We start from the raw sequence: 15,284 nt of genomic DNA, 5'->3' as shown, positions 1-15,284 counted from the left end.
GTCAGGCCACCTGCGCCACCGGCGGCGCATAGGCTCGCCAGTTGTTGCGCCCGGCCTGCTTGGCATCGTACATGGCTTCGTCGGCGTGCTTGAGCAAGGTCTGGGAGTCCAGTCCGTGCTGCGGATAGATGGCCACGCCAATGCTGCCGCTGACGGTGATCGGATGGCCGCCCAGTTCCAGTGGCGCGCAGATATTGTCGATAATGCGCTGCAGGACCGTGGCCACGACCTCCGGGTCCACGCCTTCGGACAGCACCAGCGCAAATTCATCACCGCCCAGGCGCGCCACCGTATCGGTATCGCGCACCGACCCCAGCAGGCGCTGGGACACGGCCAGCAGCAGCTGGTCGCCGATATCATGGCCAAAGGTATCGTTGATGTACTTGAAGCGGTCCAGGTCGATGTAGCACACCGCCATCTGGTCCTGGTGGCGCGCGGCCCGGTTCACGGCCATGTTGAGCCGGTCGCCCAGCATGGTGCGGTTGGCCAGGCCCGTCAGGGCGTCATGCTGGGCCAGGTAAATCAATTGTTCTTCCGCCTGCTTGCGCGCAGAAATATCTTCCAGTACCCAGACCGTGCCCTTGTCGATATTGTCCGGGTCAAGCGCCTTGCCGAAGCAGGCGGCCCAGAAGCGGGTGCCGTCGTGGCGCACCAGTTCCAGGTCGACCGTGAACGACTGGCCGGCGCGCAGGGCGGCGGCCACCGCCTCGCCCATCTCGCGCGCCACCACTTCGCTCGGGTGCTGGGGCGCCACGCTTTGCCCTGCCACCTGCTCGATCTGGTAGCCGAGAATGTCGGCATACTGCGTATTGCAGCGCACCGTGCGTCCGTTCTTGATCAGCGCGATGCCCACAATGACGTTGGCAAAGACGACTTCCAGCTCCGAAATGAGGAGGGCATTTTCCTGCTCGGCGCGGATACGTTCCCCGATTTCGGTGCGCAGTTCCTGGGCGCGCTCATTGGCCACGCGGATCAGGAACATGATCAGGCCCAGCAGCAGTGCCACAAACAGGCCGGTGCCGAGCACGGTCCACGGCAGCGACGAGGACTGGCGCGCCACCAGGGCCTCGGTCGGCCACATGCGCACCTGCCAGCGCACATCATGGAACTGCACTGTCCCTTCATGGATCAGGTCGGCCGCCGGCAGGACCGCGTCGTGCTGGCCGAACAGCTTGCGCTCGCCGTCAAACACCTGGACTGCATAACCGTTGGCAAACTCGCCCTGGCCGATGGCGCGCGCGAGCATCGGCTGCACCTCGAACACGCCGACAATGAAGCCGTCCAGGCGGGGTCCGGCAAACAGGGGCTGGATCGCCATGAAGCCTTCGCCGCCCTGGGCCAGCGTGACCACGTGGGTGACGCTGAGTGAACGCTTGAAGCGCGCCACTTCCAGCGCGGCCAGGCCATTGAGTTCGGCGCCCAGGTCCATATCGCGCGCCGCTTCGTTGCCCTTGAGCGGCACCACCCAGCGCACCACGCGCTCGGGATCGACCCACTCGATGGCCCGGAAGTAGCCAGGCGACTCCTGCAGCACGGCCGCGTCGGCTTCCCATTCCGCACGCGGGGTGGCGCCGCGAAACTCCCAGCGCCGCTTCATCTGGCCCAGCGCCGCAATGCGCGACTCGACCGGGGCGGTCACGCGCGAAATCAGCTTGACCAGCTCGTCCTTGCCGTTGCGCTGGAGCTGGGCGCGCTCCGCGTCAAGAAGGCTCAGCCACATGGCGCAGGTCATGGCGCTCATGGCGCCGGCCACCAGCAGCGGACGCCAGACCAGCCGCAGGCGCGGGTGCGTTTCCCAGCGCTGCGCGCAGTGCATCAGCAGGGCCCAGGACAGGGGCAGAAACGCCAGTGCCGCCGGCAAGGCCATGTGCGTGAAACCGAACCAGCCATAGGCCATGGTGACCTTGCCCGCGTAGCCTGCCACGGCGAGCGCGGCCACGGCGCCGCACAGCACGGCGGCTACGCCCGCCACCGCGCTGGCGGCAGGGCGGCGCCCGGCCAGGCACAGCAGCGCCAGCCCGGCCAGGGCCAGGCACACCGCCGCGTTCGGTGCCATGCGGCCCGGCGTGGAGGTGTGGACGGTGAGATAGGAATTAATGAACAGCGTATCGACACCGAGCGCCAGGCCGAATGCGTACTGCAGCAGCGTCAGCGTGGCCAGCAGTACGCCAAGCGCGCCGCACAAGGCGGCAATGCGGCGCGCCCCGGCCGTCAGCGCCATCAGGCCCATCGCGCTCGTCAACAGGCCAAAGGCGGCGTTGTACTGAATGGGGGCGTAATCCGGGTGCCACTGGATCAGGCGTACCAGGTGCAGGTGCCAGCTTGCCATCATGAGCAGGCCAAAGGCGCACAGCAGCGCCGCGGCCGTCATCACGCCGCGAAAGCCGGTGCGCGTGAGTCCGGATTTACTGTTGTATGCGCCTACCATGTGCGTTCTTTATGCATGCTGTTCAAGTTCGTCTCGAGCGCCTTGACGCTCGATGCAGGATCCTTGCCCTCCGCAATGACGCCCGACACGGTGCGCCACACGGCCTTGCTGACCTGCTCATACTTGCGGCCAGTGACGGTGGAGGGGCGCGGCGTGGCGCTGGCCGCCGCCACGCGCAGCGTTTCCTGGTAAGGGTTCATGGCGATCAATTGCTCCTCCTGGTACAGGCTGCCGATGGTGGGGCTCACGCCCAGGGCCAGGGCGCGCCGCTTTTGCTCGGCGCGACTGGTCAGGAACAGGACCAGGTCAATCGCCAGGTCGGCGTGGCGCGAATATTTTGACACTGCCAGCTGGTGCCCGCCCAGGGTGGTACCGGATTGCCCGCCGGGCCCGCGCGGCAGTGCCGCGATGCCAACCTTGCCGCGGATCGGGCTGTCGGGCGCATTGACGACCGACCAGACATACGGCCAGTTGCGCAAAAAGACCGCGTCGCCCGTCTGGAACATGGCGCGCGACTCTTCCTCGCGCGCGCTGAGCACGGCGGTGGGCGAAATGTCGCCGATCCAGCTCCTTGCCATGCGCAGGGCGGCAATGGTGCCGGGGTTATCAACCGTGACGGCCCCGGACGGCTCCACAATGGAACCGCCGCCGTGACTGAGGATCCATTCGAGCGCATCGCAGGTCAGCCCCTCGTATGGCTGGCCCTGCCAGATATAGCCCCACATGCGCTTGTTGCCGCCGCTGCGTTCGCCATTTTGGATCAGGCGTGCCGTGGCGGTCAGTTCGGCCCAGGTCGTGGGAATGGGCCGCTTGTACTTGGCCAGCAAATCCTTGCGGTAGTACAGCAGGCCGGTATCGGTGAACCAGGGCATGGCGATCAGGCGGCCGTCCACCGTATTGTTTTTTACAATGGCGGGGAAATGGTCCTGGATGGTGGACGCGGCCGGCTTGCTCAGGTCGATGAGGGAATCGGCCAGGATGCCGGGCCAGACAATGTCGATGGTGAGCACATCGACCAGCGGGGACTGCACGCCGAGCAGCTGGCGATACAGGATCAGGCGCTCGGACGATGAAGGCGGCAGCGCCAGCATCTTGACCCGGTGGCCGGTCTTGCGCTCCCACGCCCGCACACCCTCTTCGCACACCCGCCCGCCATGGCCGATGGAGTCGCAGGCCATGGTCAGGGTAGCCGCCGCAGCCGGCGCGCCACCGGCCAGCAACACGGCCGCCACGGCGGGCAGCCAGCGCCACGTCGAGGAAAGCAAGGGCCGCACACGCGCGCTAAGACTGGACAAGATAATCACAGATGCCTGACAAACGGTATTTTCAAGCGTGATACTACAGGAATTTTCTGTTGCTCTGCGCTAATTTCAGGCTTTGTGGAATTCATGTAACGCATGCCGCCGCGAGCCGTTAGCACCCTCGCAACGGTGTGCCGGGTGGTGCGCCGTTCCTGCCTGGACCGGCTTGTAAGGTGGGCAATGCCGGCTTACCAGCGCCCGCCGGTATGCATCGTATCGAGCGTGGCCGCGAGCGCCTTGACACTGAAGGCAGGATCCTTGCCGTCGGCCAGCACACCATGCACGGTCCTGGCGACCTCGTCACTGACCTGTTCATACTTGCGCCCCGTCACGGTGGAGGGACGCGGGGTCGCCCCCGCCGCGGCCGCGCGCAGGATTTCCTGGTAGGGATTGACGGCCAGCAGCTGCGGATCCCGGTACAAGGCACCGATGGTCGGGTTTCGTCCCAGCAGGATGGCGCGCCGTTTCTGCTCGTCCTTACCGGTCAGGAACAGCACCAGGTCAATGGCCAGCGCGGGATGGCGCGAAAATTTCGACACGGCCAGCTGATGTCCGCCCAGCGTGGTTCCGGCCTCCCCGCCCGGCCCGCGCGGCAGCACGGCGATGCCGACCTTGCCACGCACCGGGCTGTCCGGCTCGTTGACCACGGACCATACATAGGGCCAGTTACGCAAGAATACCGCCTGCCCGCTCTGGAACATGGCGCGCGATTCTTCCTCGCGGGCGCCGAGCACCGCCGGCGGCGAGATGTCGCCAATCCAGCTCCTGGCCATGCGCAGGGCGGCAATGGTGGCCGGATTGTCCACCGTGACGGCGCCGCCAGGGGCAACGATGGTACCGCCCCCGTGGCTGAGAATCCATTCGAGCCCGTTGCAGGTGAGCCCTTCGTAAGTGCTGCCCTGCCAGGCATAGCCCCACATTAGCGCCTGTCCGTTCTTGCGCTCACCCTTCTGGATCAGGCGCGCCGTGGCGGCCAGTGCGTCCCAGGTGGCCGGCACGGGCTGCTTGTACTTTTCCAGCAAGTCCTTGCGGTAGTAGAGCAGCCCGGTGTCGAGAAACCAGGGCATGGCAATCAGGCGGCCGTTGACGGTATTGTTCCTGACGATGGCGGGAAAGTGTTGCCCGATGGTGGGAGCGGCCGCCGCCCGCAGGTCCACCAGCGAGTCGGCCAGGATGCCAGGCCAGACGATGTCGATCGTCATCACGTCAAGCAGGGGCGACTCGGCAGCGAGCAGCTGGCGGTACAGCACCAGGCGCTCGGACGACGATGCGGGGAGCGACAGCATCTTGACCTTGTGGCCAGTTTTGCGCTCCCACGCCCTGACCCCGTCCGCGCAGACCTGGCTGCCGTGGCCGATGGAATCGCAGGCCATGGTGAGGGTGGCAGCCGCCGCCGGCAGCGCGCCCAGGGCCGTCACGGCAACCAGCGTACAGGCGCGCAGAAGCCGCCTGGTCATGGCTGGTCCTTCGGTCCCGGCTTTCGTGGCCAGGGTGCTACCAAAACTGTACGGGATGATCACAAATGCCTGAAGTACCGAGTGCTTGAGGCGATATTACAGGAAACCGGCCTGGATCGAACCCAAAAAGTCTGATTCCAGCAGGAAAGTAGAGGCGCCTGTCGTCTGCGCCGCCACACCGGCTGTTCCCGTTAGCTGCCCTGCCCCGCCAACCGGTAGTCGCACACGCCCTGCGGGAAAATCCTGGCCAGCCAGTCCTGCTGCGGGCCCGTGAAGCGCACGGTGGCCGGGTAACTGCCGTCGGCCAGCGCGGTACGCACCGGTTTGAGCGCGCACTTGAAGGTGTCGCCCCGGATTGACTCGCCGGCCACCATGCGCGGGCTGGCATAGATGGGAAAGGCCGCCGTGCAGGCGCCGGCCGGCCTGCGGTCCAGGATGCCGTCCCAGACCGCCGGCCCGGCGGCAATCAGCTCGCCACCGGCATTGACACACCGGTCGACAAAGTCGGCAGGCGCCTGGCCGCCGCTCAGGTAGCGGTCCATCAGGGCCAGGGCGTCGGTGACACTGGCGGGCAGGCTGGCCGCGCCGCCCGTAAACCAGATCACCTGGTTCGTATGTGCGCCGCGGCCAGCTTCCCGCAGCCGGGCCCGGATTGAAAAGGCCTGGCGAGCATTGTGCATGTCCAGCTGTGGCTCCAGGTAGGGCCGCAGGTCAATCATCGGTATGCCGAGGCGCCGCCCGGAAAACACATGGCCGGACGCATACGCGGCCCGGATCGCGCGCAAGTTGCCCGCGTGGCGGGGCGCGACCTCGCCTGCCGGCTCGCGGCACGTGGCCGAGCGGTGCATGTTGCGCGCATCGAAGGGGTCGCCCCCTGCCTCCCAGGGCAGAAATTCGCGCTGCGCCTTCCACCCGCCCACGCAGGCATTCAGGCGCAGGAACTGGTCGGCATCGATCGCACCCTGGGCCAGCGCAGCCAGGCCGTACTGCACCCCCACATTGTCCACCGTGGTGGGTGCAAAGCCGTCGCTGTCCACCCCGTAGATGTTGGCCAGGTCGTTCCAGTGGGTCCACCGGACGCCGGCCAGCGCAGCGGCCGGATAGCCGTACGCCGCGGCAGCGGCCTCATACCGGGGATCCTTGTACAGCGGATTGAGTACGGTCGGGATCGCCCCATGCCAGCCATTGATGCATTCGCTCGTGCCCGGCGTGCCGGTCAACTCGTTGAGCTCGGTGTCGCTGGCGTGCATGCCTTCGATCACGCTGCGCCGGCTCCAGCGCGCCCATGGCGAGGCAGGATCGCGCGCCACTTCGTCGCGGAAGTATTGCTCCAGCAAGGGACAGTCGGCAATCGGCGTGACCTGGGTGACCATGTCGGGATAGGACTGGATGGGAATGCCGCCGTCGAGCAAGCCTGGCCGGTTCTGGGCAAAGGCATATTGCTGCACCGCCCCGCCCGATCCCCCGAGACCAATCGTCCACCTGGGTCTGCCGTACACCTCGATGAAGCGCTCCTTGGTCATCAATGCCGTCTCTTCGGCCAGGCGCAGATTGTAATGCACCCCTGTTTCGTTGCCCGATGACGCAATCAGGGCATACCCCTGGGCCAGGATGGCAGGCAGTACCCGCCGTTCGGAACCACTGAGGCCAGCGTTGAACCACATTGCCGTGCCCTGCTGATGACCAATGCCCACACCGCCCCGCAGCCAGTAGACCAGCTTGCCGTTCCAGGCGGAGCGGTCGAACTGCTGCGGCACGCCGCCGGGCGCTGCGAATGGCGCCAGCGTGGCAATGGTGTACAGGAAGCGGTTGATGGTGCCCACCTCGACCCGCACCACGAACGGTGCGCTGGCACCGTTGACTGTCGTGCTCGCCATGTCGGGCGGTGGCGCGCCGTAGCCGGTGAGCGGATCAAAAGGCTTGAAGCCGCTGCCCGTGTAGTAGAAGTAGCCGATGCGGGTCGCCATGCTGCACAGCCGGCTGTAGCCGATGAGCTCCATGCCACCCTGGGCAAACACGGGATGGCCCGGGCCTGCCAGGGAATCGACCAGAGGCTGGCCAAGTCCCGACTCCTGCGTCCGGCAAATGAACGGCTGCTGGTGGGGACCGCTGAAGATGGGGCCCGTGACGGGATGGTTGGTCAGGGTGATGGCCGCCGAAAAGCGCGCCGCACGCACCGCCAGGCGGTTCCTGCCATTGACGAGGCCGGAAACAACGCCTTCCACCCCGTCGGCGGTGCGCGCCATTGGCGGGCTTACCTGCTCGCCGTTGAGCGTGAACACGAGGGAGTCGGCCAGCGTGGCAGGCGCCTTGACGGCAATGCGTGCATCGCCGCCCGACACATGCTGGGGGGCACTTGACAACACGTGCAAGGCGATGCCGGCGTCAGGCTCGCTTCGATCGCCGCCGCATCCCCCTCCCCCTGCCCCCACCATCGCCACCACGCAGGCGGCAAGCCGGCGCCACCACCTCTTGTCTGACCGACCCATATCATCTCCTGATCGTCGAAGCAGCAAAGTCTTACATTCTTGCTTTTTCTCTAGTCAGGACATTGATCTACTGCAAAACCGGTGCCGAACACGGCCTGCTGCTGGACGCCATGCTGCCCAAACAATGAAAAAAGCCCACACATTGGTGGGCTATCGGGTGTGAACCGGCATCGCAATGCCGGCGGCGGGCGGGCGCGGGCACGCACCGCCGTTGCGCGCCTGCCTGGTTACGCTCCCAGCGCTTCCAGCGCGCCGTTAAATGTCGTGCTAGGGCGCATGACAGCGGCCACCTTCGCTTCATCGAGCTTGTAGTAGCCACCCACGTCCGCCGGCTTGCCCTGCACTTCGAGCAGCTCGGCCACGATCTTGTCTTCATTGGCGGCCAGCGACTTGGCCAGCGGTGCGAAGTAGGCGGCCAGCTCAGGATCGTCCTGCTGGGCGGCCAGTTCCTGCGCCCAGTACAGCGACAGGTAGAACTGGCTGCCCCGGTTATCGAGCTCGCCCGTCTTTGGCGATGGCGACTTGCGATTGTCCAGCAGTTTGCCGGTCGCGGCATCGAGCGTGTTGGCCAGGACCGTCGCCTTCTTGTTGCCGGTCTTGAGGCCCATGTCCTCGAAGCTCACCGCCAGCGCCAGGAATTCGCCCAGCGAATCCCAGCGCAGGTGGTTCTCTTCCACCAGCTGCTGCACGTGCTTGGGAGCCGAACCGCCGGCACCGGTTTCGTACATGCCGCCGCCCGCCATGAGCGGCACGATGGACAGCATCTTGGCGCTGGTGCCCAGTTCCAGGATCGGGAACAGGTCGGTCAGGTAGTCGCGCAGGATGTTGCCGGTCACCGAGATGGTGTCCAGGCCGCGGCTGACGCGCTCGAGCGTGTAGCGCATGGCCCGTACCTGCGACATGATGCGAATTTCCAGGCCTTCGGTATCGTGGTCTTTCAGATAGGTGTTGACCTTCTTGATCAGCTCGTTTTCGTGCGGACGGTAAGGATCGAGCCAGAACACGGCAGGCATGCCGGAATTGCGCGCGCGCGTCACGGCCAGCTTGACCCAGTCCTGGATCGGCGCATCCTTGACCTGGCACATGCGCCAGATATCGCCCTGCTCCACGTTCTGGGTCAGCAGCACTTCACCCGTGGCCAGGTCGGTGATGTTGGCCACGCCCTCTTCGGCAATCTCGAACGTCTTGTCATGCGAACCGTATTCTTCCGCCTTCTGCGCCATCAGGCCCACGTTGGGCACGGTGCCCATGGTGCTCGGATCGAACGCGCCGTGCGTCTTGCAGAAATTGATGATTTCCTGGTAGATGCGGGCAAAGGTGCTCTCCGGGATCACCGCCTTGACTTCCTTGAGGCGGCCGTCGGCGCCGTACATCTTGCCGCCGGCGCGGATCATGGCCGGCATCGATGCGTCGACGATCACATCGTTGGGCGAATGGAAGTTGGTGATGCCCTTGGCCGAATCGACCATGGCCAGCGCCGGACGGTGTTCCTGGCAGGCGTGCAGGTCGCGGATGACTTCTTCGCGCTGCGAGGCCGGCAAGGTGGCGATCTTGCCATACAGGTCGGCCATGCCGTTGTTGACATTGACGTCCAGGCTGTCGAACAGTTCCTTGTGCTTCTCGAACGCTTCCTTGTAGAACATGCGCACGCAGTGGCCAAACACGATCGGGTGCGACACCTTCATCATGGTTGCCTTCACGTGCAGCGAGAACAGCACGCCGGTCTTGTGCGCGTCTTCGATCTGGGCTTCGTAAAAGGCCAGCAGCGCCTTGCGGCTCATGAACATCGAATCGATGATTTCGCCATCTTGCAGCGACACCTTTGGCTTGAGCACAATGGTCTTGCCGCTCTTGGTGATCAGTTCCATCTTGACGTCGCGCGCGCCGTTGATGGTCATCGACTTTTCGCCGTGGTAGAAGTCACCCTTGGTCATGTGCGAGACGTGGGTGCGCGAGGCCTGCGACCATTCGCCCATGGCGTGCGGGGACTTCCTGGCCGCTTCCTTCACGGCGCGCGGGGCGCGGCGGTCGGAGTTCCCTTCGCGCAGGACCGGATTGACGGACGAACCGATGCAGCTGCCATAGCGCAGCTTGATGGCTTTTTCTTCTTCGGTTTGCGGATCTTCCGGATAGTCAGGAATGTCGTAGCCCTTGTCCTGCAGTTCCTTGATGGCAGCGCGCAGCTGCGAGACCGAGGCGCTGATGTTGGGCAGCTTGATGATGTTCGCTTCCGGGCGCAGCGTCAGCTTGCCCAGTTCAATCATGGAGTCGGTCACGCGCTGCTCGGCGCTCAACTTTTCCGGAAACGCCGCCAGGATGCGGGCCGCGACCGAAATGTCGCTCGGCTCGACCTTGATGCCGGCCGGCTTGGCAAATGCCGTAACAACAGGCAGGAAGGCGTGAGTGGCCAACAGTGGCGCCTCGTCAGTCAGCGTGTAGATAATGGTTTGATCACTGCTCATGGGCTTTTGCTCGGTTCTGGCGAATGGGTAATTCGCGATTTTGGGAATCAATCCGGCTGTCCGTCTTGCGGTCAGGGCGAATCGTTGGTGCGGCAATCGACCGCTCGAAACCATAATGATATCGCAGATGGGGCACAGTTATCCACATGATGAAATTTCATTGCACGATATAACAGAAAAATGGGGCCTTGGCGTGGCGCTGTGCGAGGCTGGCGCGGATAAGTCTCAAGGAAGATCGCGTCCTCGGCCGCGTACCTGCTCAAGATCGCCTCGGCTTTTTTGATAGCGCCAGTAGGTCTGCAGCCTGCACCAAGGCCTTGTCTTTGCGCCGGATCTCCCGCCCCAACTCCTTTACCAGCCGGTGCTCCTGCTTGATCTCCGCTGCCGTGGCCGGCTTTCCCCCGGGCTGGGTCAGTGCGTCGATTGCCTGTTCCCGCCACGCCCCTCATACAACTGCGGTTGCTTGAACCTCTCACCAGAGGTACTATAGACTCTCAACTGGAGGTCCATCATGTCGAAACCCGTGCGCCCGCCTTCGGCTAAAAAGTCCGCTCAACAAAAAGAGCCGCAAAAGTTAGCGAATTTCGGCCTGATTGGTACCCAGTCGACCAAAAAAACTGTTCGTGTCACGGGAACTACTGTGACAGCTAAACAAAAAACGGTCGAGGAAACCCCAGAACATCCAGACACTCACCATGCAGCCCCTTTGGTGCTCAGACGCCAAGAATCTGGTGTGGCAGCTGGTTCGGACCGTGGTGCGTCTCTGGAGGCGCACGAGGTCGACGATGAGTGGGAGCTCTGGGCACATCCCTCGGTTGATGGCCCGCCCAGATCCTCAGTGTTCGCAGAGTTAGTAGAAAAGTTCGCTGCGAATAGAAATGACGCAATTGTCGCGATACGAAAAGGGTTCCCGGCCAGCGTACTGAAGGAAGCTAGCGAGTATTTTGAGGTTCCTGTAAGCAAAATTCGTACGATAGTGAGGCTTCCAGAGTCCACCGCCGCGCGTCTAGTACAAAAGCAAGCGGCAGTCGATGCGAGCGTCTCGGAGCGCATTTGGCGCCTAGCTGATGTGGCCCACATGGCGATTGACGTGTTCGAAGATGACGCTGCGGCAAAATCCTGGCTCCGGAGTCCAAATCGTACGTTTATGAATACGCCGCCCATGGATTATCTCGACACCGAACCAGGTGCAATGTCAGTTCGCCAAGTGCTGAATGCCATTGCGACTGGTGGTGCTGCATGAGGTTTTGGCGTATCGCCCAGAGGAAATATGCTTTGGACCGTGCTTGCCTCGGCACCTCAATGTATGGTGGACGTTGGAACCCGATTGGCATGCCGGCCCTGTACTGTGGGAGCACAATTGCCATTTCGTCGCTTGAAAAATTTGTACACATTGCTAGTGGGGCGCTCCCTCCGCAAGTGCTGGTTGCAATTGATGTTCCGGACGATTGCGCGCTTTTTGAGCCTGACATATCCGCCCTGCCGATGGGATGGGATGCCATGCCTACATCCACTAGCGCCCAAGCGTTCGGTGGCCAGTGGCTAAGTGGCTTGACTCATGTTGGAATGCGTGTGCCCTCGGCTATAGTGAACGAAGAAACTAACATCGTGCTCAATCCGCAGCATCCAGAATTCGCCCGAGTTAGCCTAACTGAGATTCGCCCGTTCACTTTTGATCCCCGAATGTATAAGACTCCCTGATTTGTCCGTTGACTCCCGATTCGAGCTTGTTCATTCAAGAACGTTCTGACTGTCGAATAACTCCGCATGCCGTATTGAGGCAGCTTGAGTTCTGTGGACACTTCCGTTTGATGAAGTGCCAAAGGGAGTGAACTTATGAAATTAACGACACACCCCGGAGTTCCGGGCCGAGGGCTGTCCGCTCAATACGGTCCTGGGCTGACGCGTGCGGGGGACAAGAAGGGATCTGGTGGAGACAGCAGTTGGGACGATGCCTCGCGAAATCGCAGGCAAAAAAAATCCGCCGAAGCGGATAATTTTTTGTACTGCTTTATTCTGGAGGCGAGGACGGGAATCGAACCCGTCTAAACGGCTTTGCAGGCCGCTGCATAACCTCTTTGCTACCTCGCCAGAGGACTGGAACTACTCCTTGCGGAGTAAAAAAAAGGAAGCCGGGCTTCCCTTTTGAATTCTGGAGCGGGAGAAGAGTCTCGAACTCTCGACCTCAACCTTGGCAAGGTTGCGCTCTACCAACTGAGCTACTCCCGCATTGGAGCCTTACTTTCACTACTTGCTGCAAACTCCAGATCACTGGAGCGGGAGAAGAGTCTCGAACTCTCGACCTCAACCTTGGCAAGGTTGCGCTCTACCAACTGAGCTACTCCCGCATTTGCAAGACAACGATTATCGCAGAAACTTGACTGCTTTCCAAGGATAACCTGACGACACTACTTAAAATTCTGGAGCGGGAGAAGAGTCTCGAACTCTCGACCTCAACCTTGGCAAGGTTGCGCTCTACCAACTGAGCTACTCCCGCGTTACACTTGTGTCGTCACAACAGGCAGGCATTATAGATGATCTGGACGGCCTGTCAAGGTTGAATCCAGCGCTAAATCATCAAAGCCGCTTCACAGCGTGTCGCCCGCCTTTTCCTTGATCAGGGGCCAGGCCAGGCGCATGTAATAAAACATGGACCACACGGTCAGCACGGCAGCCAGGATGATCAGGTAGTCTCCCAGAAGGCGCGTGTGGACCACCTTGAAGACGGTGTCATGGAACAGCAGCAGCGGGATCGCAATCATTTGCGCGGCCGTCTTGATCTTGCCGATCGAGCTGACCGCCACCGAGCGCGATGCGCCGATCTGCGCCATCCACTCGCGCAGGGCCGAAATGGCGATCTCGCGCCCGATGATGATAAAGGCGATAAAGTAGTCCACCCGCTGCAAGTGCACCAGCACCAGCAGCGCGCCGGCCACCATCAGCTTGTCCGCCACCGGGTCGAGAAAGGCGCCAAAGGCCGAGGTCTGGTTCCAGCGCCGTGCCAGGAAGCCGTCAAACCAGTCGGTGACGGCAGCAATGATGAAGACCAGCGTGGCCGCCAGGTCCTGGTCGGAACGCGGCAGCCAGTGAACAGGCAAATAATACACACCGACCACCAGCGGAATGAGCGCAACGCGCAGCCAGGTCAGGAGGATCGGAATATTGAAAGGCATAGAGGCGCAGGGACTTGTCAGTGTTATGGATACTTGCGCCGCTAGTCTACATGGTCAATGCATATTTCACCAGTTCACTACATTCGGCGCAGCGGCCGGCTTGCCCTCAATGCAGCTGGCGGTAAATCTCCTCGGCCAGCTGGGTCGAGATGCCTTCCACCGACTTGAGGTCTTCCACGCTGGCGCCCACCACGCCGCGCAGGCCACCAAAGCGCGCCAGCAGCTTCTGGCGCCGCTTGGCGCCAATGCCCTCGATCTCTTCCAGGCGCGAGGTCTGGCGCGTCTTGGCCCGCTTTGCGCGCATGCCGGTAATGGCGAAGCGGTGCGCCTCGTCGCGAATGAGGGCCACCAGCATCAGCGCCGCCGATTCCTTGCCCAGCTCCTGGGACGGCCGCCCGTCCACAAACATCAGCGTTTCCAGGCCCACGCGCCGCCCCTCCCCCTTGGCCACGCCCACGATCAGGCTGATATCAAGGCCCAGCTCCGCAAACACCTGGCGCGCCATTTCAATCTGCCCCTTGCCGCCGTCGACCAGTACCACGTCGGGCATGACGCCCTCGCCGTTGGCCACCTTTTCATAGCGCCGCAGCAGCACCTGGCGCATGGCGGCGTAATCGTCGCCCGGCGTGATGTCGTTGATGTTGTAGCGCCGGTATTCGCCATTTTGCATGGCGTGGTGGTGGAACACCACGCACGAGGCCTGGGTCGCCTCGCCCTGGGTGTGGCTGATGTCGAAGCATTCGATGCGCAAGGTGTCGAGGTCCTCGGTCTCCAGCGCCAGTGCCTCGGCCAGGGCGCGCGTGCGCGACTGCTGCGACCCTTCTTCCGACAGCAGGCGCGCCAGCGAGATGTCGGCGCCCTTCTGGGCCATCTCCAGCCACTGGCGGCGCTGGCCACCCGGCTGAAAAATCAGGTTGATGCGGTGGCCGCACTGCTCGGTGAGCGCCAGCATGAGCGCCGGCTGGTCGAATTCGATATTCAGAATCAGCGTGCCCGGCACGAACTTTTCGCTGTAATGCTGCGCCAGGAAGGCCGCCAGCACTTCGCACTCGATCGAGCCTTCGGCAATCGCGGCGGCCTCGTTCACATGCGTGGGGAAGTAGGCGCGGTCGCCCAGGTGGCGCCCGCCCCGCACCATGGCCAGGTTGACGCAGGCACGCCCGCCCTGCACCACCACGGCAATGATGTCGACGTCGGCATCGCCCCCGCCCGTGTCCATGCTTTGCTGGTGCAGCACGCGCGCCAGGGCCTGGATCTGGTTGCGTACGGCGGCGGCCTGCTCGAATTTGAGCTCGCCCGCAAAGGCGTGCATTTTCGCTTCCAGGTCGGCCATCACTTCGCTCTGGCGCCCGCGCAGGAACTTGGCAGCATTGTCGACATCGAGCTGGTAATCCTCTTTCTTGACCAGGTCAACGCAAGGCGCGCTGCAGCGTCCGATCTGGTGCAGCAGGCAGGGGCGCGTGCGGTTGGCATACACGCTGTCTTCGCAGGTGCGCAGCATGAAGACCTTTTGCAGGATCTGGATCGATTCCTTGACCGCCCACGCGCTCGGGAAGGGGCCGAAATACTGGCTCTTCTTGTCCACCGCACCGCGGTAGTAGGCCATGCGCGGGATGTCGCCGGCGGTGATCTTCAAATAGGGATAGGATTTGTCATCCCTGAACAGGATGTTATAGCGCGGCTTCAGCGACTTGATGAGGTTACTCTCAAGGATCAGCGCTTCGGCCTCGCTGTGCGTCACCGTCGTTTCCAGGCGCGCGATGCGCTCGACCATCATGGCGATGCGGGGACTGGCCAGGTTTTTCAGGAAGTAGCTCGACACGCGCTTTTTGAGGTCGCGCGCTTTTCCGACGTACAGCACGTTGTCGGCCGCGTCGAAGTAGCGGTAGACGCCCGGCAGGTTGGGCAGCTTGTTGACGGTGGCAAGTACCTGCGCGCGCGCGTCCGGGGTCACATCTGACATACCAATAACCT

9 protein-coding genes and 4 tRNA genes are annotated in these 15,284 nt (G+C 63.0%); 2 read left to right on the top strand and 11 right to left on the bottom strand.

Translation table 11 applies throughout. The features are described from left to right. Window position 1: 1 nt before the first annotated feature. The 5 genes from KY495_RS17865 to KY495_RS17845 form a co-directional block, all read right to left on the bottom strand. Window positions 2-2,428, bottom strand: coding sequence for a diguanylate cyclase domain-containing protein (locus KY495_RS17865; protein ID WP_219880706.1), 2,427 nt, complete (start codon window positions 2,426-2,428; stop codon window positions 2-4). After that, window positions 2,422-3,693 (bottom strand): ABC transporter substrate-binding protein, encoded by a 1,272-nt coding sequence (locus tag KY495_RS17860; RefSeq protein WP_219880705.1) that lies wholly within the window; start codon window positions 3,691-3,693, stop codon window positions 2,422-2,424. Before KY495_RS17860 ends, KY495_RS17865 begins: the two co-directional genes overlap by 7 nt. A gap of 224 nt (window positions 3,694-3,917) precedes the next feature. Then, window positions 3,918-5,186 (bottom strand): ABC transporter substrate-binding protein, encoded by a 1,269-nt coding sequence (locus tag KY495_RS17855; protein WP_219880704.1) that lies wholly within the window; start codon window positions 5,184-5,186, stop codon window positions 3,918-3,920. Window positions 5,187-5,377: 191 nt separating this feature from the next. Beyond that, window positions 5,378-7,552, bottom strand: coding sequence for a DUF6351 family protein (locus KY495_RS17850; RefSeq protein ID WP_229518639.1), 2,175 nt, complete (start codon window positions 7,550-7,552; stop codon window positions 5,378-5,380). A 350-nt stretch (window positions 7,553-7,902) separates the two neighbouring features. After that, complete coding sequence (locus KY495_RS17845) at window positions 7,903-10,137, bottom strand: NADP-dependent isocitrate dehydrogenase (RefSeq protein WP_219880702.1); 2,235 nt, start codon at window positions 10,135-10,137, stop codon at window positions 7,903-7,905. Between the two features lie 511 nt (window positions 10,138-10,648). Between KY495_RS17845 and KY495_RS17840 the strand changes: the two genes are divergently transcribed. Together KY495_RS17840 and KY495_RS24395 are read left to right on the top strand one after the other, a co-directional pair. After that, window positions 10,649-11,380 (top strand): antitoxin Xre/MbcA/ParS toxin-binding domain-containing protein, encoded by a 732-nt coding sequence (locus KY495_RS17840; protein WP_219880701.1) that lies wholly within the window; start codon window positions 10,649-10,651, stop codon window positions 11,378-11,380. Further along, window positions 11,377-11,838 (top strand): RES family NAD+ phosphorylase, encoded by a 462-nt coding sequence (locus KY495_RS24395; protein ID WP_219880700.1) that lies wholly within the window; start codon window positions 11,377-11,379, stop codon window positions 11,836-11,838. Before KY495_RS17840 ends, KY495_RS24395 begins: the two co-directional genes overlap by 4 nt. A 316-nt stretch (window positions 11,839-12,154) precedes the next feature. Here KY495_RS24395 and KY495_RS17830 read toward each other — a convergent pair. The 6 genes from KY495_RS17830 to uvrC all read right to left on the bottom strand — a co-directional run bounded on the left by KY495_RS17830 (window position 12,155) and on the right by uvrC (window position 15,273). Further along, window positions 12,155-12,228: transfer RNA gene (locus tag KY495_RS17830), tRNA-Cys, on the bottom strand. A gap of 62 nt (window positions 12,229-12,290) precedes the next feature. Further along, window positions 12,291-12,366 (bottom strand) — tRNA-Gly (locus KY495_RS17825). Between the two features lie 43 nt (window positions 12,367-12,409). Then, window positions 12,410-12,485 (bottom strand) — tRNA-Gly (locus KY495_RS17820). Between the two features lie 73 nt (window positions 12,486-12,558). Next, window positions 12,559-12,634 (bottom strand) — tRNA-Gly (locus KY495_RS17815). A gap of 91 nt (window positions 12,635-12,725) precedes the next feature. Beyond that, entirely contained in the window at window positions 12,726-13,310 is a 585-nt protein-coding gene (pgsA, locus tag KY495_RS17810; protein WP_219880699.1) for a CDP-diacylglycerol--glycerol-3-phosphate 3-phosphatidyltransferase, read from the bottom strand. A gap of 106 nt (window positions 13,311-13,416) precedes the next feature. After that, the gene (gene uvrC / locus KY495_RS17805) at window positions 13,417-15,273 is read right to left on the bottom strand and encodes an excinuclease ABC subunit UvrC (RefSeq protein WP_219880698.1); all 1,857 of its coding nucleotides are present in this window, start codon (window positions 15,271-15,273) and stop codon (window positions 13,417-13,419) included. Window positions 15,274-15,284 lie beyond the last annotated feature (11 nt).

This window comes from Massilia sp. PAMC28688 (genome assembly GCF_019443445.1).
Lineage (GTDB): Bacteria > Pseudomonadota > Gammaproteobacteria > Burkholderiales > Burkholderiaceae_D > Telluria_A.
This window is presented reverse-complemented; position numbering and strand designations above follow the sequence as displayed.

Coding starts and splice junctions, on each gene's coding strand:
- KY495_RS17840 (WP_219880701.1), top strand. CDS start 10,649: ATGTCGAAACCCGTGCGCCCGCCTTCGGCTAAAAAGTCCGCTCAACAA.
- uvrC (WP_219880698.1), bottom strand. CDS start 15,273: ATGTCAGATGTGACCCCGGACGCGCGCGCGCAGGTACTTGCCACCGTC.
- pgsA (WP_219880699.1), bottom strand. CDS start 13,310: ATGCCTTTCAATATTCCGATCCTCCTGACCTGGCTGCGCGTTGCGCTC.
- KY495_RS17855 (WP_219880704.1), bottom strand. CDS start 5,186: ATGACCAGGCGGCTTCTGCGCGCCTGTACGCTGGTTGCCGTGACGGCC.
- KY495_RS17845 (WP_219880702.1), bottom strand. CDS start 10,137: ATGAGCAGTGATCAAACCATTATCTACACGCTGACTGACGAGGCGCCA.
- KY495_RS24395 (WP_219880700.1), top strand. CDS start 11,377: ATGAGGTTTTGGCGTATCGCCCAGAGGAAATATGCTTTGGACCGTGCT.
- KY495_RS17865 (WP_219880706.1), bottom strand. CDS start 2,428: ATGGTAGGCGCATACAACAGTAAATCCGGACTCACGCGCACCGGCTTT.